A 23,527-nucleotide genomic window follows, 5' to 3' on the forward strand; every position below is an offset into this window, starting at 1 on the left:
GCCGGGCCGTGGCCGTCCCCGTCTGCGCACGCGTCCGCGCGCCACTAGTCCGTGTGGCCACCATCGAGACGCTACACAGACCGGGGGCCGAGTCGCTGCAACCCCGACGAACCGGGCGTGCCGCGGTAGGACACCGGCTCAGACCTCCAGGACCACCGGGACGATCATCGGTCGGCGGCGGTAGTTCTCGTTGACCCAGCGGCCGACCGTGCGGCGCACGAGCTGCTGCAGGGCGGAGGAGTCGTTCATCCCGGACCGCATCGCGTCGGACATCGCATCGCTGACCAGCTTCGCGACCGCGTCGAAGGTGCCGGGCGAGTCGGTGAACCCGCGCGCGGACAGATCGGGCCCGACGACGACCTTGCCGGCCGCTGCGTCCACCACGACTGTGATCGTGATGAAGCCCTCCTCGCCGAGGATCCGCCGGTCCTTCAGGCTCGGCTCGCCGACGTCCCCGACCGCGGCGCCGTCCACGTAGACGTAGCCGCACGGGACCACCCCGGTGATCCGGGCTCGGCCGTCGAGCAGGTCGATGACCATGCCGTCCTCGGCGAGCACGACGTGGTCGGCGGGCACGCCGGTCGCCTCGGCGAGCTTGGCGTGCGCCCGCAGGTGACGCCATTCCCCGTGCACCGGCATGACGTTGGACGGCCGCGTCGCGTTGAGGACGTACAGCAGCTCCCCCGCCGGGGCGTGGCCGGAGGTGTGCACCTTGGCCACCCCCTTGTGGACGACCCTGGCGCCGTGGCGGGTCAGGCCGTTGATCACGCGGAAGACCGCGTTCTCGTTGCCGGGGATGAGGCTGGAGGCGAGCACCACGGTGTCGCCGGCCTGGATGCGGATCTGGTGGTCGCGGTTGGCCATCCGGGACAGCGCGGACAGCGGCTCGCCCTGCGATCCGGTGGAGATCAGGCAGATGTTGCGGTCAGGCAGCGAGTCGATGTCGCGGGCGTCGACGACGAGGCCCGGCGGCACCCGCAGCAGACCCAGATCGCGGGCCACGCCCATGTTGCGCACCATCGACCGGCCGACGAAGCAGACCGAGCGGCCGTGCGCCTCGGCGGAGTCGAGCACCTGCTGCACGCGGTGCACGTGGCTGGCGAAGCAGGCGATGATGATCCGCCGCGTCGCCTCCCGGAACACCCCGTCGAGCACCGGGGCGATCTCCCGCTCCGAGGTGACGAACCCGGGGACCTCGGCGTTGGTCGAGTCGGACAGCAGCAGGTCCACGCCCTCCCGGCCGAGCCGGGCGAACCCGCCGAGGTCGGTGAGCCGGCCGTCGAGCGGCAGCTGGTCCATCTTGAAGTCGCCGGTGTGCAACACCAGGCCGGCCTCGGTGCGGATGGCGACGGCGACCGCGTCCGGGATGGAGTGGTTGACCGCGAAGAACTCGCACTCGAACGGGCCGTAGGTGTGCCGCTCCTCCTCCCGGATCTCCTGCGTGACCGCCTTGATCCGGTGCTCGGTGAGCTTGGCGTTCAGCAGGGCGAGGGTGAGCCGGGTGCCGACGATCGGGATGTCGCGGCGCTCGCGCAGCAGGTAGGGCACGGCGCCGATGTGGTCCTCGTGCGCGTGCGTGAGGATCAGCGCGTCGATGTCGTCGAGGCGGTCCCGGATCGCCGAGAAGTCCGGCAGGATCAGGTCGATGCCGGGTTGGACATCCTCGGGGAACAGCACGCCGCAGTCGACGATCAGCAGCCGGCCGGAGTGCTCGAAGACCGTCATGTTGCGGCCGATCTCGCCGACCCCGCCGAGCGGGATGATGCGCAGGCCGTCGGCCCGCAGGGGCGGCGGGGGTCCGTAGTCGGGGTGCGGGTGGCTCATGAGGCCTCCCCCGCCGCGGCGACGGCGAACCCGACCCGGGCGGGCCGGTGCGCGGGCCCACCTGGTGGACCCGGTGGATCGACGACGTCGAGGGTCGCCGCCGCGAGGTCGGCGCGCAGCTGGGCGATCTCGGCCGGCGTCGCGTCGACGAGCGGCGAGCGGACCGGGCCGGCCGGCAGCCCCGCGAGCTTCAGCGCGGCCTTGGCGAGGATCGCCCCCTGGGTGCGGAAGATCCCCTCGAACGCTGGCAGCAGGCCCCGGTGCAGCGCGATCGCCCGCCGGGCATCACCCGCCGCGAACGCCTCGATCATCGCCCGCATGGCACCGGTGGCCACGTGCGAGACGACGCTCACGACCCCGCAGCCGCCGACCGACAGCAGGGGCAGCGTGAGGACGTCGGTGCCGGCGTAGTAGGCGAGGTCGGTCCGCGCCAGTACCCAGGAGGAGGCGGCCAGGTCGTCCTTCGCGTCCTTGACGGCGACGATGCGCGGGTGCTCCGCCAGGCGGACCAGCGTCTCGGTGGCGACCGGCACCCCCGAACGACCCGGAATATCATAGATCATGACGGGCAGGCCGGTGGCGTCGGCGACGGCGGCGAAGTGCCGCGCGAGACCGGCCTGCGGCGGCTTGCTGTAGTACGGCGACACGACGAGCAGCCCGTCGGCGCCCGCGGCCTCGGCGGCACGCGCGAGCTCGACGGTGTGGGCGGTGTCGTTCGTACCCACACCGGCGACGACGCGGGCCCGGCCGGCGACGGCCTCGACGACGACCCGGACCAGGCGGGTCTTCTCCGCGTCGCTGGTGGTCGGCGACTCCCCGGTGGTGCCGTTGACCACGAGCGCGTCGTTGCCCACCTCCACCAGATGCGCGGCGAGGCGCGCCGCGCCCGCCTCGTCGAAAGCGCCGTCCGCCTGGAATGGCGTGATCATCGCCGTGGCCATGCGCCCGAACGGCGCCGGCGGCAACACTGACATACCGGTCACGCTAGAGCGCACCTCCGACATCTCTCTCCCGGCCGGCGGGCTACCGCCAGGCCATCGAACCGAACTCACCCGTCACCACCCGGAGCCGCGCGTGCACGCACGCCACTCCATCGTCCGCCCCGCGGCCCGGCCTGGCCAGGTCGACCAGCCGCCGGGTGGACATGCTGCCCTGGACCGGACCTCACCGCACTCGCGCGTCAGCGCCGCGTGGTACCGCCGCGAGGAGCCGCGCGACGGTGCACCACCGCCCGACGGCCCGACCGCGTCGCCACCGCGACGCCGACGGCCAGCGCCGGCATCGCGGTGCCCGGCACCACGCGACCGGCACCACCGGGCTTGCCCGCCACCGGGAGCGAGCCCACTCCGGCCGCGCACCGACACCCGCGGAGCCGACCTGCCCGGGCGAACCTCCGCCCGGTGACACAACCACCACCCGCCCGGGACACGCCACGGCACCCGGCAGGGAGCCGGGCCGACCGAGATACCCGGGACGGAACTACTCAGTGCGCGCGAGCGGACCCCCTGGGCACCCGGCCGGGCGAGGTGAGCCCAGCGGTCGTCCCGCGATCGCCCGCGACCAGCATGTTGCGGTCCAGCCGCAACCACAACTCCCGACGGCCGAGACGTACCAGCGAGCGCAGCCCACCGGCACGCGGGGTGCCGAAGGCAACACCCGGGCCGTAGTTCTTCGGCATCCGCCACCGTCCCGTCCGCTGCTACACGGCCTTTAGAGTACCGCCACCGGACCGGTCCGGGACGGGGACGACGGCACACCCCCGGCCCACGGTGCTGGCAGGGGCGGAATCAGGCGGGGCGTGCCAGCCTGCCGCCCGCAGCCCGGCGAGAACCGCCAAGGCGACCAGCAGCGCGAGCAGCACCGTCTTCACCGGTCCGAGGACCCAGGCCGCGAGGCTGCTGCGCTCCCGGGTGAGCAGCAGGGTCGCCGCGAACGACGACGGCAGCGTGATCACGGCGACGGCGTCGGGCGCGAGGCTGACGGGCAGGGCGGACAGCCCGACCGTCAGCGCCATCAGGACGCTGATGGCGCCGGTGACCCGGGACACGTCGGCGGAGACGCTGAGCCCCACGATCAGCCGGGATCGGGCCGGTCTGCGGGCGTCGGTGGTGTAGAAGGCGTAGACCTCGCGGTTGCGCTGGATGTCCTCGATGTAGGTGCGCCGCACCGGGTCGCCGAACTGGTCGACCATCACCGGGGTGTCGAGCTCGATGCTGGTGTCGTCGGTGCCGATGCTGACGTGGTGGCTGGCGGTGCCGCCCGAGTCGACGTCGATCACCGCCGCCGGGTGCAGCAGCTGGCGCCACAGTGGCACCGACCCGCCGAAGGTCGAGCGGGCGAACACCGAGCGGACCAGGATCGTGCGCAGCTCCTCGCTGGACTTGATCAGGAACGGCCGGTAGGGGTCCACGGTGACGGCGGCCAGGGCCTCCCAGCGCCGGCCGTACTCGGCGACCGTGGACAGCACCGGCACCGCGTCCGGGCCCACGCCGACCAGCGCGTCGATCCAGCTGGTGAAGGCGGTGAGGTAGCCCTCGATCGCCGTCGGGTCGAGCCCGTCGGACACGTCCGGGTCCCGCCACAGCTCCCCGACGGCGAGCAGCAGCGTCTCGGCGCTGCTGAGCGGGTCGAACGGCTCACCCAGCGCCGCGGCGAGCGCCCGCTCCGCGTCGCCCACGAGCCCGCGCCAGCGGCGCAACCGCTCCTCGGTGACCGCCAGGTCCGCCTCGCGCTCCAGGTAGGTGCGGATCGCGCCGAGCCGCAGCGGGCGGCCGCGGGTCGCTGCCAGCCGCGGATAGTTGCCGGACAGCCGACCCGGCCGGAACCGGGAGATCGCGTCGACGACGCGTCGGGCCGTCTCGTCCAGCGGCGCGCCGAGCGGATCGGCGAGCCCGGCGATCAGATTGCCCTGGACGGCGACGGAGGTGCCGTAGGGCATCAGATGGGCGTCGGAGCCGCCGGGGCCGGTCAGGTCGAAGGCGACCAGCGCCCGCTTGGACAGCGTCGAGACCGGCAGCAGGACCAGCACCTCGGGCGGCAGCCGGCCCGCGGTGTCCACCCGGCCGGTGCCGGTGACCGGGACGATCTCGTTGAGGACGGCGTCGAGCGGGCCCCAGTTGACCGATCGGGCGAGCCGGCACCGGTTGGCGCTGACGATGGTGAACTGGTCGACCACCCGGCGCCGCAGCCCCTGGTAGGGCGCGGGCGGGGCGAGCAGCGTCATCGTGACCTCGTCGACGTCCGTGAGGTCGAGGACGGGCGCGTGGTCGGCGTCGTCACGCCGCGTCCACCGCCGCAGCCGGCCGATCGGGCCAGGCCCGGCACCGACGCCCCCGCTGATCACCCGCCGCCGTCCCGCCCCGCCCGACCGTGGTCAGCGAGAGGAGAGGCGGCGGTCACAAATCCTGACATTACCGGACGCCAGACCGAGGCACCCCCTTACCCTCCGCGACGATCAATCACCGACCGAACGCCTCGGGCGATCTCCAGATCCTCCCGGGCGGCCAGGACCAGCGTGCGCACGGCCGAGCGGGGCGCACCGATCTCCCGGTCGGCCGCCGCGCCGGCCGGCGGCGCCGCGTTGCGCTCCGGGTCGATCGTCACCCCCAGGAAGCCGAGGCCGGCCGCCGCGCCCGCCCGCACGCCGGGCGAGTTCTCCCCGACCCCGCCAGTGAACACCAGGGCGTCCAGGCCGCCGAGCGCCGCGGCCATCGCGGCGATCTGCCCGCGCAGGCGGTGCAGGTACACATCGAGCGCCAGCCCGCAGGCCGCGTCACCGGCACGGGCCCCGGACTCGACGGCGCGCATGTCGGCGGTGCCGGCGAGTCCCCGTAACCCGGCGGCATGGAAGAGCCCGTCGGTGAGCTCGCGCGCCGTCATCCCCGCCTCGGTCTGCAGCCACAGCAGCGCGCCCGGGTCGACGGTCCCGGACCGGGTGCCCATGACGAGCCCCTCCAGCGGGGTGAAGCCCATCGTGGTGTCGACGCTCACCCCGCCGCGGACGGCGGCGAGCGACGCCCCCGAGCCCAGATGGCAGGTCACCACCCGGCGGGCGCCGGTGAGCTCGGTGGCCCGCCGCGAGGCGTGGGCGTGCGACAGGCCGTGGAAGCCGAAGCGGCGCAGCCCGTGCCGCTCGCGCCACGCCGCGGGCAGCGCGTAGGTGGCCGCCGCCGCCGGCAGCCGGCTGTGGAAGGCGGTGTCGAAGCAGGCGACGTGCGGCAGGTCCGGCAGCGCGGCGCGGACCAGGTCATAGGCGTCGAGCGCGGCGGGCTGGTGCAGCGGGGCGAGCGCGGTCAGCGCCCGCAGCCGGGCCGCGACCGCCGCGTCGACGCGCACCGGCCCGGTGAACTCGGTGCCCCCGTGCACGACCCGATGCCCCACCGCGGCGAGCCCGTCCCGCGGCGCGCCCGCGGCCCGGATGAGCTCGGCCAGGGCGGCGTCGAGCTCGTCCGGCCGCGGGCGGCCGTCCGGCGCGTCCAGGTCGCCGTGGGCGAGCAGGTCATCGGCCGGGCCGATGACGCGCAGCTTCAGGCTCGACGACCCGCTGTTGACCACCAGCACGTGCACGGTCAGACTCCCGCACTCGATCAGCTCGCCTGGCGGACGGTCAGCCCTCGCCGACGAGGGGGCTGGAGGCGACCTCGGTACCGTCGTCCAGCGTCGAGATGCGGAAGTCGGCGAAGACGTTCGGTGCCACCTCGAGCAGCTCCCGCAGAGCCATGACCGCGAGCCCGCGGATCTCCACATCGGCGTGCTCGCTGGCCCGCATGGCGATGAAGTGCCGCCAGGCCCGGTAGTTGCCGGTGACGACGATGCGGGTCTCGGTCGCGTTCGGCAGGACACTGCGCGCCGCCTGCCGGGCCTGCTTGCGCCGCGACGTGGGCGCGGAGACGTCGGCGAAGCGCTTCTCCAGCCCCTCCAGCAGCCGCGAGTACGCCTCCAGCGACGCCGCGGCGGCCTCCTGGAACAGCGCGTGCAGCTCCGGGTCGGCGGCGACGACCTCGGGCTCGACGACGGCCGCGTCGCGTTCGGGCACGTAGCGCTGCGACAGCTGGCTGTAGGAGAAGTGCCGGTGGCGGACCAGCTCGTGGGTCAGGCTGCGGGACACGCCGGTGATGTAGAGCGTGACCGTCCCGTGCTCGAGGACGGACAGGTGCCCGACGTCGAGGATGTGGCGCAGGTAGCCGGAATTCGTCGCGGTCGCCGGATTCGGCTTGTTCCAGCTCTGGTAGCAGGCCCGCCCGGCGAACTCCGCCAGCGCCTGCCCGCCGTCGGCGTCGGTGCTCCACGGCACGTCCGCCGGCGGCAGGAACTCCGTCTTCGCGATCACCTGGACCCGCATCCGGGCCGACGCGACCCCCACGGGCGCCGCCGCCTGCTCGGGCACCTGCCGGGACGCCGCGGACTGCCCGGACACCGGATCGGACGCCGGCTGTGACACTGCCACCTCCATCGGCTCGCACCTCCCTGGGCGCGCACCTTTCTGGGCGCACCACCGTCGACGCGCCCGCTGGCCCGGCACACGACGCGGACCCGGACCACGGTAGACGCCCCGGGCCCGGCGGCGTACCCCGGACCCGGCGATGCGCCCGGACGCGGCGAACCCGCCGCGCTGCGGCGCACCCGCGCACCGGCCCCGCCGCGGGGCACCCGAGCGGCCCCCGGCGGCCGCGCACCGCGCCCGCCGGACGGGACCGCATTCCGCCGCGCGGAACGGCAATCCGGCGAGCGGACCAGCAATGCGTCGAGCCGGTCAGCAATCCGCCGAGCGGGCCAGCAATCGCCCAACGCGGCCGGTGTCGGCATCCACTTACCCGTCCGGTCACGCGATCGGCGCACAGGGATTGGCGCCCCGGGAACCCGTGGTACACCGGAGATGGACGCCCCGCCGGTCCCCAACGACGAGGCGTCACAGCGCCCGCCCTCGCGGCGTGGCCCGGCCGGCCCGGGGATCTCCGCCCCCGTCAGTCCCCGGCCGGCCGGCCACGTCGCGGCGGGCAGCCCTCCCGCGATGGCGCGGCGGTCCACCCGCCGCGCGCATCCGGGCGAGTCACGTCAGGCGGGAGGCGGGGACCAGGTGTCGAGGTCGGCGGTGGCCTGCTCGCCGCTGGCCATGTCCTTCACCTCGTGATCGCGATCATCCGCGAACGGCGGGAACCACACGTGGCCGATGCCCTTGCGCGCCGCGTAGCGGACCTGTCTGGCCAGCTTGTCGGCCTGGTGGTAGGTCTCCACCTTCAGGCCGCGGGCGCGCAGCGCGGCGGCGGCGGCCAGCGCCTGCGCCCGGCGCTCAGCGGTGGGGACGACGACGAGCACGTCGGCGGGGCTCGCCGGCCCGGGCGTCAGCAGGCCCTCGGCGAGCAGCTTGGCGAAGATGCGGGTCAGGCCGATCGAGATGCCGACCCCGGGCAGGCTGCGGCGGATGAACGAGCCGGCCAGGTTCTCGTAGCGGCCGCCGGAGCAGATGCTGCCGAAGTCGGGCCAGTCGACGAACTTCGCCTCGTAGACGGTGCCGGTGTAGTAGTCGAGGCCGCGGGCGATCGACAGGTCCGCGACGACACTGCCCGCCGGCAGGTCGGCGAGGTCGTCCAGGACAGTGGCGAGCTCGTCCAGGCCCTCGTCGAGCAGGTCGCCCTTGACGCCGAGCCGGCGGACCTCGTCGACGACGCCGGCACCCGGGGCGCGGATCGCCGCGAGGTCCAGGCAGGCCCGCGCCTGATCGGCGTCGAGGCCGGCCCGGGTGGTGAGCAGATCCGCCACCCCGGCGGGGCCGATCTTGTCCATCCGGTCGGCGATCCGGATGACCTCCAGCGGGTCACCGATCCCGATCCCCTCGTAGAAGCCCTGCAGCACCTTGCGGTTGTTGATGTTGAGGGTCCAGGGCGGGACGCCGAGGGTGGTGAGCACCTCGTGCACGATCCGGGGCAGCTCGGCGTCGAAGTGCAGCGGCACCCGGTCGACGTTGATGACGTCGATGTCGCACTGGGTGAACTCGCGGAAGCGGCCCTCCTGCGGGCGCTCCCCCCGCCACACGCGCTGCATCTGGTACCGCTTGAACGGGAAGACGAGCTCGTTGAAGTGCGCGGCCACGTACCGGGCGAAGGGCACGGTCAGGTCGAAGTGCAGGCCGAGCCGGGCGCTGTCGTCGGCGGCGTCGGCCTGCAGCCGGCGCAGCGTGTAGACCTCCTGGGAGGTCTCGCCCTTGGCCAGCAGCACGTCGAGCGCCTCGACGGACGGGGTCTCCACGGAGCAGAACCCGTACCGCTCGAAGACGACGCGGATCGTGTCGAGCCAGCGCTGCTCGACGATCCGGACCTCCGGCAACCACTCCGGGAAGCCGCTGACGGGCAGGGGGCGGACGATCGGCGCGTCACTCATCGCCGGGAGCTCTCCTCATCGATCTCGATCGGGTGGGCACACGCCGCCCGGACGCCGACGGCGGCGCCATGGGCTGGTACTCACCGATGTCGACTGATCACCCGACGGCGGGCCCGCGCCCAGGGGCGCGTGAGGGGAGACGTGCGTGCACCCTACTCCGTAGATCCCGACCGCGTGGCGCCCCGGCCCGCCACTGCAGCCCCGCGGCGCCGCCGGGCGCCGCTGCCCGTCAGCACCGCCTGCCGGCCGCTCAGGACGGGCGCCCGACCGAGGTCTCGATCCCGGCGATCGACTGGTCGCGCACGGGCGTGACACCGTCGGAACCGGCGGCATCGGGCCCGACCGCCCACGGCCGCTGCTCCGGCACCGGGCTGGGGATGACCCCCGTCGGCCGGCCGGGGGCGAGGTAGACCCAGCCGGCCTGGCGCCAGCGGTCGCCGTCGAGAGCGTGCCGGGCGTCGACGACCACGCGGCGGCGGACCAGCTGGCCCAGCCGGACCGGGTCGAGCTCGGCGAACTGGCGCCACTCGGTGAGCAGCACGACCGCGTCGGCGCCCGCGGCGACCTCGTCCACCGACTCGCTGTAGGTGACCTGCGGCAGCGCGCGGCGGGCGTTGTGCGTCGCCACCGGGTCGACGACGGTCACCTCGGCGCCGGTCCGGGTGAGCAGGTCGGCGACAGCCAGCGCGGGCGAGTCGCGGACATCGTCGGAGTTCGGCTTGAACGCGGCGCCGAGGACCAGCAGCCGGCGGTGGGCGAGGGTGCCGTCCAGCGCGGCGGCGACGAGCTCGACGACCCGGTCGCGGCGACGGTCGTTGATCCCGTCGATCTCGCGCAGGAACCGCAGCGCCGCGCCGACCCCGAGCTCGTCGGCGCGCGCCTGGAAGGCCCGGATGTCCTTCGGCAGGCAGCCGCCGCCGAAGCCGACGCCGGGGCGCAGGAAGTTTCCGCCGATGCGCACGTCGTGGGACAGCGCCTCGGCCAGGGTGAGCACGTCGGCGTCGACCGCCTCGCAGACCTCGGCCATCGCGTTGATGAAGGAGATCTTCGTCGCGAGGAACGAGTTCGCGGCGGTCTTGACAAGCTCGGCGGTCGCGTAGTCTGTCACGATCACCGGGACCCCCTGGGCGATCACCGGGGCGAACGCCGACCGCAGCGCGCCCTCCGCGGCCGGGGAGGCCACTCCGAACACGAGTCGGTCGGGGTGCAGGGTGTCGGCGACGGCGAAGCCCTCGCGCAGGAACTCCGGGTTCCAGGCGAGCTGGACGCCGCCGAGCTCGCGGACGATATCCACGTCGACGGTCCCGCCCTGGCCGGCGGCGTCGGGGGTGGCGGCCTGGGCGCGCCCGTTCGTGCCGGTCGCGGCCAGCACGGCGGCGCCGGGCGTGGCGCTCGCGGCCCCGGTCGGATGGTTCGCGGGGGCGAGGCGGGCGAGGGTGCGGGCGATCCCGGCCGCGGTGCCCGCCGGCACGGTCGACTTGCCGACGACCAGGCAGGGGCGGCGCAGCAGCGGCGCGAGGCGCTCGACCGCGGAGTTGAGGTGGCTGAGGTCCGCCCCGTAGCCGTCGGCGCGCTGCGGGGTACCGACGCAGACGAAGTGCACGTCGCCGAACTCGGCGATCTCCTCGAACGAGGTCGTGAACCGCAGCCGGCCGGACGCCAGGTTCGCGCGCAGCAGGTCGGCGAGGTCGGGCTCGTAGAAGGGGATCTCGCCGGCGGACAGCCGCTCGATCTTCGACTGGTCGACGTCCACGCCGAGCACCTCGAAGCCCAGCTCGGCCATGCAGACCGCGTGGGTGGCGCCGAGATAACCCGTTCCGATGACCGTCAGTCGAGGCCGATGCCCGTCCGCCGCGTCCTCATGGCTGTCCGACGTGCTCATCAGGCTCCCTCTTCATCGTCGTACCCCGCTGGATTGAGACGCTGGAACTCCCAGGCGTCCCGGCACATCCGCGCGATGTCGTGGCGGGCCGTCCAGCCGAGCGCCTCGCGGGCAAGCGTCGGGTCGGCCACCAGCGCGGCGACGTCCCCCGGGCGGCGGGGCACCACCCGGTGGGGCAGCGTCCGGCCGCAGGCCGCGGAGAAGGCGTCGAGCAGCTCCCGCACCGAGGTGCCCGTGCCGGTGCCCAGGTTGACGACCCGGTGGCCGGGCTGGTCGTCGAGGTGGTCGAGGGCGAGGCGATGCCCCTCGGCCAGGTCGACCACGTGGATGTAGTCGCGCACGCCGGTGCCGTCCGGGGTCGGGTAGTCGTCGCCGAAGATGGCCAGTTCCGCCCGCCGGCCGACCGCCACCTGCGCGAGGTAGGGCATCACGTTGTTCGGCACGCCGCGCGGATCCTCACCGAGCAGCCCCGACGGGTGGGCGCCGACCGGGTTGAAGTACCGCAGCGAGATGGCGTGCCAGGCCGGGTCCTGCGCGCAGACGTCGGCGAGGATCTGCTCGCACATCCACTTGGTGCGCGAATACGGGTTCGTCGGCCGGGCCGGGGTGTCCTCGGTGATCGGCACCCTGTCGACCGTGCCGTAGATGGAGCAGGACGAGGAGAAGACCAGCCGCCGGACGTCGTGCTCGGCCATCACGCGCACCAGGCCGAGCGTCGCGTTGACGTTCGTGTCGTAGTACTCCAGCGGCATCTCGACCGACTCGCCGACCGCCTTGCGCGCGGCGAAGTGCACGACCCCGTCGATCTTCCAGCGGCGGAACACCTCGTTGAGGGCGTCGCGGTCACGCACGTCGAGACGGACGAAGTCGAGGTCGCGGTCCGCGACCTTGCGTAGACGGTCCAACGCGCGTGGCGAACTGTTGAGAAAGTTGTCCACACCCACCACCCGGTGGCCCGCGGCGAGCAGGTCGACACAGGTGTGTGAACCGATGAATCCCGTGGCTCCGGTCACCAGGATCGCCCCGGCCCGGTCGGTGGACATCACCGCTGCGTGTCCCCTTTCCTCGTCATCACCTCGCACCGCCGCCCGGGCATCTGCCACACGTCGACAGCCGACCCGGGCGAGGCGAACCGCTGAGGTGCGCCGCGGCGTCGTTGCCGCGGACAACTGGCACAGGAGAACATAACTCCGAGGTCGCACGGTCACCGACCCCACAATCAGACCATCGCGGCGCCGCCGCGGGCCCGGCCAAACCGGGCGGCCGGGTCCGGAATCCCGTTTCCGCTCCTTCGCGGCTCCGGCTGTCCGCCAACGGAACGGTCCCGTCGGGCGCGCAGTGGTGCGCAGTGGTGCGGTATGCCCGCGGCGGATCGACCACCGCCCGGCGTCGGGGCCGGGGTCAGGCGACGACCTGGGGGCTGTCGGTCAACTGCCCGGCGAACCACGAGATCGTGCGGGTCAGGCCCTCGTGCAACGCGGTGCGCGGCTCCCAGCCGAGCTGGGTCCGGGCGATGGTGATGTCCGGCTGGCGCACCGAGGGATCGTCCTGCGGGCGCGGGACGAAGGTGATCGGGGCGGACGAGCCGCACAGGTCCCGGACCAGCATCGCCGTGTCGAGAATCGACATCTCGTGCGGATTGCCGATGTTCACCGGGCCCGGCAGGTCCGAGTGCAGCAGCCGGAGGATCCCCTCGATCAGGTCGTCGACGTAGCAGATCGACCTGGTCTGCGACCCGTCGCCGGCCACGGTGATGGGCTCGCCGCGCAGCGCCTGCGAGACGAACGCGGGGATGGCGCGGCCGTCGTCCACCCGCATCCGCGGGCCGTAGGTGTTGAAGATCCGCACGATCGCGGTGTCGACGCCGTGCTTGCGCCGGTAGGCCATCGTGAGCGCCTCGGCGAACCGCTTCGCCTCGTCGTAGACACTTCGCGGCCCTACCGGGTTCACATTGCCCCAGTAGGACTCCGGCTGGGGATTGACCAACGGATCGCCATACGACTCCGACGTGGAGGCGAGCAGGAATCGCGCGTTCTTCTCCCGGGCGAGACCGAGGGCGTGGAAGGTGCCCAGCGAGCCGACCTTGAGCGTTTCGATCGGCAGCTCGTGATAATCGATCGGCGAGGCCGGCGACGCGAAGTGCAGGACGACGTCCACCGGACCGGAAACATAAATGAAATCATTCACGTCCCGGTTGACCAGACGGAAGCGCGGGTCGGCGAGCAGATGCTCGACGTTGTCCGGCCGACCGGTCAGGAAGTTGTCGATACAGACGACCTCATACCCGTCGCCGAGCAGGCGTTCGCAGAGGTGACTGCCAAGGAAACCGGCGCCGCCGGTCACTATCGCACGCACGTCAAGTGCTCCCGGAGCTGTGATACTTGCCGAACCCTGGAAAATTCCCGCCGACTGCCTCGGGCGCGGGCTCCCGCGTCGACCGACCTCGCCCCGGGCACCCGACACAACCCCTGGCTCCACCAGAGGCGGCGCGCCGCGGGCGGCGCGACATCAGGAATCACACCCGGCCGCCGGCTCACCCGGCCGGTCAGCACAGCCCCGGCGACACCCGCCAGGAAAGGTCATACGACCTCACCACAGCACCACCCCCCAGTGGTCCGGCCGGCCGTACCGACCCCTTTCGGGGCATGGTACACACACCCGGCCGGGCATACCCACCAGCCTCCCCCAGCGTGAGGCCGACGGCCCGAAAACCGTCGGCCGGCCGACACCCGGTCACTTCTCGTGAGTGCGCAATGGTGGCCGGTAGGCCTCTTTGCCTTCCGTAAGCAAACGACCGCCGAGCGACGAGGGCGATCCGATACCCGGCGGCCGCTCCGGCGCTCATTTCCGAGATGACCGTCACACTGATTCGCCGGACGTGTCGGCCTCGGGCGGCCCGAGCCGCAGCCGCGCTCCCGGCGTCGTCGCGACGACCAGGCGGCCCTCCGACCGGACACACCCGAACAGCGCGACGTGCAGTGGTCTCGCCGACGGGACGGAGACGCCGCCGTCGATCTCGTAGCGAGTGTTGGTCACCTTGCGCGCCTGGGCCTGGGGATCGGCCGCGCCGTCGGGAGGGGCGTCGGTCCGGCAGACCACCACCATCTCCGTGCAGCCGGACGGCCAGCTCCACCGCAACCGTCCCTCGACCCATCGCAGCCCAGCGGGCGGCGCCAGAGCGTCAGCAGTGTTGGCCGCGTTGGTGGTCTGGGCAGTGTCGGCAGTGTCGGCGGTGTTGGCCGGGCCCGCCGGCACCTGGGCGGTGGTCGACGCATCGCCATCCGCCGTGGCGGCGCCACCGGCCCGCGCCGCGCCGCTGGCCGCCGCCTCAGGCCGGCGCTGCGGCGCGCCGTCGGCGGCCGCGGAAACCTCGCTGCGAGCCGCGGCGGACCAGGCTCCGCCCACGCCGGCGGTGACCGCGTAGACCGGGACCGCGTCTCGCGGGGCGCCGCCGTCCTCGAGGCTGGTCGCCGTCGTGACACCGACCGCGCGCGCCGTGCCGTCCGCGGCGATCCGGGCGACCCGGTAGCGGACCTCGCCGGGCGTCGCCGACGGCTGCCAGTTCACGACGACCGAACCCCCCTCTCGGCGGACCAGCACCCGCATGGGCGGCGCGACCGAGACCGGGGCCGGGGCGTCAGCGCTGTCCTGCCCCGGCGCGGTCGGCGCGGTCGGCGCGGTCGGCCGCGGCGCGGCGCGGCCGGCGCGGACGGGGTCGGACGACGCCCTGGGACCGGCGGCGCCGGCGCGTAGGGCGAGGGCCTCGGCGTGGTCGGCCACCAGGCCGAGCGCCTCGTCGAGCAGCCGGGTCCGGTCGGGGGTGTCCGCGGCCGTCGCCCGCGCGCGGACGACGAGCTCGTCCGCGGCCCGGCAGCGCGACTCGGCCAGGGACAGCAGCTCGCCGGGTAGCTGGCCGCCCGGGCCGGGAACGTCACCGGCGCTGCGGGCGAGCCGGCGCGCCGCCTCGACCAGGTGCTGGTAGCGCCCGGCCGCGACGAGCGGGGCGAGGGTGGCCCACTGTGCGCCTGCGGCGCGGATCGCGGCCTCGACCTCGTCGTCCATGGCGCGGATGGGCGGCAGGGTCTCCCCCGCCAGCTCCCGCGCGGCGGCGACGTGCTCACTGGCCTCCACCGGGCGGCCCGCCCGCAGCGCGGCGCGAGCCTGGGACACCGCCGCCTGCCAGTGCCCCGCGCGGCCGCCCGCCCCCGGCGGCGTCTGCGCGGCGCGCGACGCTGCCGGGGTGCGCGACGTCTCCGGCGGACCGGGCCGGGCGGCACCACCAGGACGCGGGCCGCTCCGAGCCGCGGGGGCCGGCATCCGCGGCGGGCTGACCCCGTGCTCCCGGGCGAGAGCCCGGACCACTTCCCGGGCCCGGTGCGGATCGAGGCCGTCGGTCTCGGCCTCGGTGACGAGCGCGGCGGCCTCCGCCGGCAGCAGCGCGTCCTCGACAAGGACGGCGGCGGCCACTCGCGGGCGCAGCCGCGCGCTCGTGGCGGCGGCGAGGGCGTCGAGGTAGGCGTCCGGGTCGCCGTCGACGAGCAGGGAGCCGACTGCGGCGAGCAGATCGTCGAGCAGAGCGCGCCGGCGGTCCGGACGGCGGGCCCGGTTGCTGGCGAGCGCGACGTCGCGCACGGAGCGGATGCGGTCCTGCGGCGTTCCCGGCGGCAGGCCGAGCAGGTCGAACAGGCTGCGCGGCGGTCGGGTGGCGGTGATCCGGCCGAGCTCGTCGAGGTCGGCCCGGATCTGGCGGAGCACCGCCGGAGAGATCGGCTCGGGCTCGGCCCGGTCGGTCGGCCCGCCGGTGGGCTGCGCGGACAGGACGCGGTGGCGCCGGATGCGCGCGGCGAACTCCGCCTCGTCGATGCCCTGGGTGGCCGCCCACGCCCGCAGGCCGTCGATCCGGTCCGCCGGCAGCCCGCCGAAGCGGGCGACCAGGCGGGCGGCGGCGGCGTCGAGGGCGGTGAAGCGCTCGCCGTCCCGCTCGGCGCGCGCCGCGATCACCCGGTCGCGCAGAGCGAGGCGGGACGTCCGGTCGGCGAGGGCCGCCGACAGGTCGCCGTGCCGCTCGAGCAGGCCGATGATCACACCGCGATACCGCGGATGGTCACGGCCGCGCTGCCAGAACGCCCAGACCTCGGCGATACGGGCTCGCACCGCCGCGTCGTCGAGCGTGTCGACCTCGTCCAGCGGGATGTCGTAGATCTCGAAGGGGTCGCTGTGCTCGGCGCCGCCGCGACGGTGGATCACCGCCAGCACCCGGCGGCGATAGTCGTCGGAGTCGAAGTCCAGCATCGTCTCCCCCGTCAGCCGCCGAGGCCGGGTGCGCCCGCCGGGCCGGGCCCACCGGGCTCGTCCGGTCCCCGGGCACCGCCAGGTCCGCCGGGTCCGCCAGATCCGCCAGATCCGCCAGATCCGCCAGATCCGCCAGATCCGCCGAACCCGGCAGGACCGCCGGGGCCGCCCGTTCCGTCGGTACCCCCGAGGCCCGCCGGCTTCTCCCATCCGCCGGGAGCGCCGAACGCGCCGGGGATGCCGCCCCGCTCGCGCCGGGCCCTGGCCACCTGCTCCCGTTCCCGGGCCACGTCCGCCTGGCTGAGGGCCGCCGAGGTCTCCACCCGCACGGTCAGCGGCCGGTCGGCCATGCCCTCATGCGTAGCGGTGACCTCGAGGATGCCGTCGAATCCCATCCGGAACAGGATCTGGATCTGCGAGCCCGCCGGGAAGCCGGGCGGAATGCCGGTGATCTCCGCCTCGGCTATCACCTTGTTGTCCTCTACCCGAGTGGACTCGACCCCACCGGCCTGCTCGACGACATACACGGTGACGGCGTCCTGATCGTCGCGCACCGTGCCGAAGGACCGGCGGACCGCGACCGGCAGCCGGTCGTTGCGATGCACCAGGAACACCGCGCCCTGCTCGCCGAACCGGTTGAGCGCGAGCACCCCGAACCCCCGGGACACCACGTTCACGACCTGCACCTCGACGGTGCGCCGCACCCGGGTGGGAGGCAGGCCGAGCACCTCGGCCAGGCGGCGGCAGGCCGCGTCGAGGTCGGCGGGGGCGGCCGCGTCCACCCCGGCGCCGTCGACCAGCTGGCCCCGGGTGACCAGATCGGCGAGCACGAGCCGTTCCAGGGCCTTCTTCTCGCCGTAGATGGCGGCGCCGCGGGCGACGGCGAGATCCGGGTCGGACAGCTCGACGGGCACGTTGAACTCGGCTTCGAGCCGGCGGGCGACGGCCGGCATCCGCGATGCCCCGCCGACCAGCAGGATCCGGTCGATGCCGCGGACCCCGCGGGCCAGCGCCGCGTCGCGGGCGGCCCGGGTGAGTGCCACGGTCCGGTCGAGCAGGCCCGCGGTGAGCGCCTCGAGCTCGTCGCGGGTCAGCGTGATCTCGCTGCGCCGCCCGGCGTGCTCGACGACGATCGTCGTGGACGGCGCGTCGGTCAGCTCCCGGCGGGCGGTCTCGGCGGCGAGCAGCAGTGCCTGCGCACTGTCCCCCTCATCGAGCGGGTCCGGCGCGCCCGGATGCTCGGTGAGGAAGCGGTCGCCGGCCAGCAGCACGATCTTCTCGTCCCAGTCGGCGCCGCCGAGCTGATGGTCGCCGTCGATGGCGACGACGGACACCCGCCGGTCGGCGAGCTCGACGACCGTCACGTCGAACGTCCCGCCGCCCAGGTCGTAGACGAGGGCCACCTCCTCGGCGACCGTGCCCGGGCCGCCGAGGGTGCGCCGCCCGCCGATCTCGAAACGGGCGAAGCCGTAGGACAGGGCGGCGGCCGTCGGCTCGTTGATGACGTCGACGACGTGCAGGCCCGCGTACTCGCCGGCCAGCACCGTCGCCCGCCGCTCCTCGTCGCCGAAGTACGCCGGGACGGTGATGACGGCGTCCTCGACGGGCTCGCCGGTGGCCAGCGTCGCGTCGGAGATCAGAGCCTTGAGGATAAGCCCGCTGACCGCCGGCGCCGACCAGGCCGCGCCCCGGGTGACGAAGCGCCAGTCGCCGTCGCCCATCCGCCGCTTGACCAGCGAGCAGACGTCGTCGGGGCGGGCGCGGGCGAGCTGGCGGGCGGTCTGCCCGGTCAGGTAGTCGTCCGCACCGACGAACAGCACGACGCTGGGCAGCGTCTGCGCTCCATCGGCCAAGGGCACGATCTGCGGCTCCCCCGAACCCGACACACGGGCGAGGCAGCTGAACGTCGTGCCCAGATCGATACCGTAGACGCTGCGGGTTCCCGCCGGCAGACGGCGGTCAACGTGTCCGACCACACCGGAAACCTATCTTTCGGCTCCGGTTGACCTCACCGTGGTCAGCTATCTGACGTTCGGTCGAGGTCGAGCAGGTGCTCCAGGCCCACGGTGAGGCCCGGGCGGTCCGCGACGCGACGCACGGCCAGCAGCACGCCGGGCATGAACGACGTGCGGTCGTAGGAGTCGTGGCGCAGGGTCAGCGTCTCGCCGGAGCCACCGAGCAGCACCTCCTGGTGGGCGACGAGGCCGGCGAGGCGCACGGCGTGCACCGGCACCCCGGCCACCCGGGCGCCGCGGGCACCGTCGAGGGCCGTCGCCGTCGCGTCCGGCCCGCCCGGCGCAAGACCGGCCGCCGCCCGCGCCTGCGCGACCAGCTCGGCGGTGCGCCGCGCGGTACCGCTCGGCGCGTCGATCTTGTTCGGATGGTGCAGCTCGACGATCTCGACGGAGTCGAAATAGCGCGCCGCCCGCGCCGCGAACATCATCATCAGCACGGCGGCGACGCCGAAGTTCGGCGCGACGAGCACCCCGACCTTGGGCGACTCGCCCAGCCAGCCGCGCACCGTCGCCAGCCGCCCGTCGTCGAACCCGGTGGTGCCGACGACGACGTGCCGGCCCTCCTCGACGCACCAGCGGATGTTGTCGAGCACCGCGTCCGGGGTGGTGAAGTCGACGACCACGTCGGCGGCGCGCAGCGGCGCCCGGTCGTCGCCGGCGTCCAGCGCGGCGACGAGCGCGAGATCCGGGGCGGCCTCGACGGCGGCGCACACCGTCGCGCCCATCCGCCCGCGCGCGCCGAGCACGCCCACCGCGAGCCGCTCACTCATGGTGCAGTCCTCCTCAGGTACGCGCGGGCCGAGTGGGCACGCGGCCCGCGGCCGGCCCCGGTCCGGGGCGCGGCCGGCGGGCCGTCAGCGGGCGACGGCCGCGGTGAAGTCGTGATCGTCGAACGGGCCGATGACGCCCAGCGCCCAGGGCTGCTCGACCAGGGTCGCCGCGACCGCCTGAACATCGTCGAGGGTGACCGCGTCGACCCGAGCCATGATCTCGTCGACGGAGAGCAGCTCCCCGTGGACGAGCTCGCTCTTGCCGAGCCGGCTCATCCGCGAGCCGGTGTCCTCCAGGCCGAGCAGCAGCGAGCCGTGGCTCTGCCCGCGGGCCCGCTCGAGCTCCTCCGCGGTGATCCCGCGCTCGGCGATCGAGCGCACCTCGGCGCGGGCGATCTCCAGCACCTCGTCGGCGCGCCGCGGCCCACAGCCCGCGTAGACGCCGAACAACCCCGCGTCGGCGAAGTGGGACGCGAACGCGTACACGGAGTACGCCAGGCCCCGCTTCTCCCGGATCTCCTGGAACAACCGGGAGCTCATCCCGCCGCCGAGCGCTGTGGTGAGCACCCCGAGGGCGAACCGGCGCGGGTCGTGGCGCGACATGCCGACCGTGCCGAGCACCAGGTTCGCCTGCTCGGTGGGCCGCTCGGAGACCACGATGCCCGGCGCCGGCGGGTAGTCGTAGCTGCCGGCACGCAGTGGGCTCGGGTCCGCCGCGGCCGCCGTGGGCTGATCGCCGAAGGCGTCCACGACGAGGGCGAGCGCCCGGTCGTGGTCGAGGTTGCCGGCGATCGAGACGACCATCGCCGGCGGGGTGTACCGCGAGCGGTAGTAGTCGGCGATCGTCTCGCGGCCCAGCCCCTCGATCGACGCGATCGAGCCGAGCACCGGCCGGCCGAGCGCGGACGAGCCGAGCATCGCCTCGGCGAACACGTCGTGGACGACGTCGCCCGGGTCGTCCTCGTGCATGGCGATCTCTTCGAGGATCACGCCACGCTCGGCCTCGACGTCGTCCGCGGTCACCAGCGAGCGGGTGACCATGTCGGCGACGACGTCGACGGCCAGCGGCAGGTCGGAATCCAGCACCCGCGCGTAGTAGCAGGTGTACTCCTTGCTGGTGAACGCGTTGAGATCGCCGCCGACCGCCTCCAGCGACGCGCTGATGGTCAGCGCGTCGCGGGTCGGCGTCCCCTTGAACAGCAGGTGCTCCAGGTAGTGGGAGCAGCCGGCGGTCACCGGGGTCTCGTCGCGCGAGCCGACGCCCACCCAGACGCCGATCGCGGCGGAGCGCACCCCGGGGACGCGCTCGGTGACGACCCGCAGGCCGCCGGGCAGCACGGTGCGCCGCACGGCACCGCCCAGCAGCGACTCGCCGGACCCGCCGGCGGCGAGCAGCCGGGCGACCCGGTCGCCGGGCTCGCTGGACCCCGCCGTGCCGGCTGGTCCGGTGCCGGCGGCTGGCCCGCCGGCACCGGAGGCGCCGGCGGAGTCCACGGGACGGGTGGGCGTGGAGGCGTCGCTCACGGCGCGGCCGTCAGGACGCGTCCGCCGCGTCCGCGGCCTCGGCACTCGGAGACAGGCTGATCTTGCCTCGGCTGTCGATCTCGGTGATCTCCACCTGGAGCTTCTGGCCCACGGTGAGCACGTCCTCGACCTTCTCCACCCGCTTGCCCCCCGACAGCGTCTTGAGCTTGGACACGTGCAGCAGGCCGTCCCGACCAGGCGTGAGCGACACGAACGCGCCAAAATTGGTGATCTTGACGATCGTACCGAGGTAGCGCTCCCCGACCTCGGGCATCTGCGGGTTCGCGATCGCGTTGATCGCCGAGCGGGCGGTCTCGGCCGAGGTGCCGTCCGCCGCGCCGATGTAGATCGTGCCGTCGTCCTCGACGGTGATCTCGGCGCCGCTGTCCGCCTGGATCTGATTGATCATCTTGCCCTTGGGCCCGATGACCTCACCGATCTTGTCGACCGGGATCTTCACCGAGATGACCCGCGGGGCGTGCGCGGACATCTCGTCCGGGCTGCCGATCGCCTCGGCCATGACGTCCAGGATCGCCAGGCGCGCGCCGCGGGCCTGCTGCAGCGCCCCGGCCAGCACCGAGGCGGGGATGCCGTCGAGCTTGGTGTCGAGCTGCAGGGCGGTGACGAAATCACGGGTGCCGGCGACCTTGAAGTCCATGTCGCCGTACGCGTCCTCGGCACCGAGGATGTCGGTCAGCGTGACGTAGGCGTCGTCGGCGTGCACGAGGCCCATCGCGATGCCGGCGACCGGCGCCTTGAGCGGCACGCCGGCGTTGAGCAGCGACAGCGTGCTCGCGCAGACCGAGCCCATCGAGGTCGAGCCGTTGGAACTCAGCGCCTCGGAGACCTGGCGGATCGCGTAGGGGAACTCCTCGCGGCTGGGCAGCACCGGCAGCAGCGCCCGCTCGGCGAGCGCGCCGTGGCCGATCTCGCGGCGCTTCGGCGATCCGACCCGGCCCGTCTCCCCGGTGGAGTACGGCGGGAAGTTGTAGTTGTGCATGTAGCGCTTGGTGCGGTCGGGGTTGAGCGTGTCGACCGTCTGCTCCATGCGCAGCATCGCGAGCGTGGTGACGCCCAGGATCTGCGTCTCACCCCGCTCGAACAGCGCCGAGCCGTGCACCCGCGGGATGTAGTCCACCTCGGCGGACAGCGCGCGGATCTCGGTGGTCGCGCGACCGTCGATCCGCACCCCCTCGCCGACGATCCGGGCCCGCACCAGCTTCTTGGTGAGCGCGCGGTAGGCCGGGGAGATCTCCTTCTCGCGGCCCTCGAACTGGCCGGTGACCTTCTCGACGGCGAGCTGGCGGACCCGGTCGAGCTCGTTCTCCCGCTCGGCCTTGCCGGCGATGCGCAGCGCCGCGGACAGCTCGTCGCCGACCGCCGCGGCCAGCGCGTCGAGCACGTCGTCGTGGTAGTCGATGAAGACCGGGAACTCGCGCGCCGGCTTGCCGGCGAGGGCCGCCAGCTCGCTCTGCGCCCGGCACAGCTCGCGGATGGCGGGCTTGGCGGCCTCGAGACCGGCGGCGACGACCTCCTCGGTCGGCGCGGGAGCGCCGCCGGCGATCAGCTCCACCGTGCCCGGGGTGGCCTCCGCCTCGACCATCATGATCGCGACGTCGGCACCGTCGTCCACGACCCGGCCGGCGACGACCATGTCGAAGGTCGCGCGGGCGAGCTCCTCGTGGGTCGGGAAGGCGATCCACTCGCCGTCGACGTACCCGACGCGGGTCGCGCCGATCGGGCCGCTGAACGGCAGGCCCGACAGGGTCGTGGACGCGCTGGCCGCGTTGATCGCGACCACGTCGTAGAGCGTGTCCGGGTCGAGGGCCAGCACGGTGGCCACGACCTGGATCTCGTTGCGCAGCCCCTTGGCGAACGAGGGGCGCAGCGGCCGGTCGATGAGCCGGCAGGTGAGGATCGCGTCCTCGCTGGGCCGCCCCTCGCGGCGGAAGAACGAGCCGGGAATGCGCCCGGCGGCGTACATCCGCTCCTCGACGTCCACCGTCAGGGGGAAGAAGTCGAGCTGCTCCTTGGGGTTCTTGCTGACCGTCGTCGCGGAGAGCACCATCGTGTCGCCCAGGTAGGCGACCGCGGATCCCGCGGCCTGCCGGGCGACCCGGCCGGTCTCGAAACGCACCGTGCGGTTGCCGGCCGGGGTCGCAATGACCGCCTCGGCCGCATGTGTCGAGTCGTCCACTCGAACCACTCCATCCTCTTCTTCGGCCGGGTCCACGCAGCCGATCTTGTACGTCGGCCGGGTCCGCGTCCTTGAGGATGCCGGCGCTCAGTCGAAGTCCCCGGGAACCACGGGCGACATGCCCGCTCCCGACGGCCACGACCGAGGACCGGCGGCTCCCACCACCACGGACCCGGTCAGGTCCTCCACCGCCGGCGGATCTGCCCGCCGGCGGACGACGCATCCGGTATCTACCCCCGATGCGTCAGAGGGAGCGTCCCCGGCGGGGTCGCTCCCTCTCACGTGCTACCGCCGTAGCCCGAGTCGCTCGATCAGGGCGCGGTAGCGGCTGATGTCCGTCTTCGCCAGGTAGTTCAGCAGCCGGCGCCGGCGCCCGACGAGCAGAAGCAGGCCGCGGCGGCTGTGGTGGTCGTGCTTGTGCACCTTCAGGTGCTCGGTGAGGTCGCTGATCCGACGGGTCAGCATCGCCACCTGGACCTCCGGCGAGCCGGTGTCCCTCTCGACCGTGGCGTAGTCGGACATGATCTTCTGTTTGACGTCGTTCGCGAGCGGCACGCTCCACCCTCTCCTTCTGCTTCGGGACGGCGCGCGCCCGGGGTCTTCCTCACCCGGACCGACCTCCGGCACACGGCACCGTCGCCGCGCG

General features: G+C 73.8%; 16 protein-coding genes. All 16 read right to left on the reverse strand.

The window, feature by feature from the left end; all coding sequences use genetic code 11:
• Positions 1-138: 138 nt before the first annotated feature.
• The 16 genes from AC6EXY_RS24540 to rpsO all read right to left on the reverse strand — a co-directional run bounded on the left by AC6EXY_RS24540 (position 139) and on the right by rpsO (position 23,436).
• Positions 139-1,824, reverse strand: coding sequence for a ribonuclease J (locus AC6EXY_RS24540; protein ID WP_101832633.1), 1,686 nt, complete (start codon positions 1,822-1,824; stop codon positions 139-141).
• A complete protein-coding gene (gene dapA, locus AC6EXY_RS24545) occupies positions 1,821-2,828 on the reverse strand; it encodes a 4-hydroxy-tetrahydrodipicolinate synthase (RefSeq protein WP_101832634.1) in 1,008 nt (335 codons plus the stop codon). Before dapA ends, AC6EXY_RS24540 begins: the two co-directional genes overlap by 4 nt.
• 479 nt (positions 2,829-3,307) lie before the next feature.
• Complete coding sequence (locus tag AC6EXY_RS24550) at positions 3,308-3,502, reverse strand: hypothetical protein (RefSeq protein WP_101832635.1); 195 nt, start codon at positions 3,500-3,502, stop codon at positions 3,308-3,310.
• Between the two features lie 21 nt (positions 3,503-3,523).
• Positions 3,524-5,047, reverse strand: coding sequence for a hypothetical protein (locus AC6EXY_RS24555; protein ID WP_499818527.1), 1,524 nt, complete (start codon positions 5,045-5,047; stop codon positions 3,524-3,526).
• A gap of 215 nt (positions 5,048-5,262) precedes the next feature.
• Positions 5,263-6,390: an acetate/propionate family kinase gene (locus AC6EXY_RS24560; protein WP_101832636.1), complete on the reverse strand. Its 1,128-nt coding sequence runs from the start codon at positions 6,388-6,390 to the stop codon at positions 5,263-5,265.
• 40 nt (positions 6,391-6,430) lie between these two features.
• Positions 6,431-7,165, reverse strand: a complete 735-nt coding sequence (gene thyX / locus AC6EXY_RS24565; protein WP_101832661.1) for an FAD-dependent thymidylate synthase — start codon at positions 7,163-7,165, stop codon at positions 6,431-6,433.
• A 713-nt stretch (positions 7,166-7,878) separates the two neighbouring features.
• Complete coding sequence (hisS, locus tag AC6EXY_RS24570; RefSeq protein ID WP_101832637.1) at positions 7,879-9,201, reverse strand: histidine--tRNA ligase; 1,323 nt, start codon at positions 9,199-9,201, stop codon at positions 7,879-7,881.
• A 250-nt stretch (positions 9,202-9,451) separates the two neighbouring features.
• Positions 9,452-11,083 (reverse strand): UDP-glucose dehydrogenase family protein, encoded by a 1,632-nt coding sequence (locus tag AC6EXY_RS24575; RefSeq protein ID WP_243407687.1) that lies wholly within the window; start codon positions 11,081-11,083, stop codon positions 9,452-9,454.
• On the reverse strand, positions 11,083-12,126 hold the full coding sequence (gene galE, locus AC6EXY_RS24580) for a UDP-glucose 4-epimerase GalE (RefSeq protein ID WP_499818525.1): 1,044 nt from the start codon (positions 12,124-12,126) through the stop codon (positions 11,083-11,085). Before galE ends, AC6EXY_RS24575 begins: the two co-directional genes overlap by 1 nt.
• 358 nt (positions 12,127-12,484) lie before the next feature.
• Positions 12,485-13,438, reverse strand: coding sequence for a UDP-glucuronic acid decarboxylase family protein (locus AC6EXY_RS24585; protein ID WP_101832639.1), 954 nt, complete (start codon positions 13,436-13,438; stop codon positions 12,485-12,487).
• A gap of 504 nt (positions 13,439-13,942) precedes the next feature.
• Positions 13,943-16,375 carry a hypothetical protein gene (locus AC6EXY_RS24590; protein WP_499842414.1) on the reverse strand — a complete coding sequence of 811 codons (2,433 nt, stop codon included), beginning with the start codon at positions 16,373-16,375 and terminating at the stop codon, positions 13,943-13,945.
• A gap of 11 nt (positions 16,376-16,386) precedes the next feature.
• Positions 16,387-18,351, reverse strand: coding sequence for an Hsp70 family protein (locus AC6EXY_RS24595; protein WP_499818878.1), 1,965 nt, complete (start codon positions 18,349-18,351; stop codon positions 16,387-16,389).
• A gap of 41 nt (positions 18,352-18,392) precedes the next feature.
• Positions 18,393-19,160: a 4-hydroxy-tetrahydrodipicolinate reductase gene (gene dapB, locus AC6EXY_RS24600; protein ID WP_165818452.1), complete on the reverse strand. Its 768-nt coding sequence runs from the start codon at positions 19,158-19,160 to the stop codon at positions 18,393-18,395.
• Between the two features lie 84 nt (positions 19,161-19,244).
• On the reverse strand, positions 19,245-20,555 hold the full coding sequence (locus AC6EXY_RS24605; RefSeq protein WP_499818879.1) for a M16 family metallopeptidase: 1,311 nt from the start codon (positions 20,553-20,555) through the stop codon (positions 19,245-19,247).
• A 139-nt stretch (positions 20,556-20,694) separates the two neighbouring features.
• Positions 20,695-22,881, reverse strand: coding sequence for a polyribonucleotide nucleotidyltransferase (locus AC6EXY_RS24610; RefSeq protein WP_101832641.1), 2,187 nt, complete (start codon positions 22,879-22,881; stop codon positions 20,695-20,697).
• A gap of 285 nt (positions 22,882-23,166) precedes the next feature.
• Complete coding sequence (gene rpsO / locus AC6EXY_RS24615; RefSeq protein WP_101832642.1) at positions 23,167-23,436, reverse strand: 30S ribosomal protein S15; 270 nt, start codon at positions 23,434-23,436, stop codon at positions 23,167-23,169.
• Positions 23,437-23,527 lie beyond the last annotated feature (91 nt).

The sequence above is a fragment of the Frankia sp. RB5 genome, from assembly GCF_059816245.1.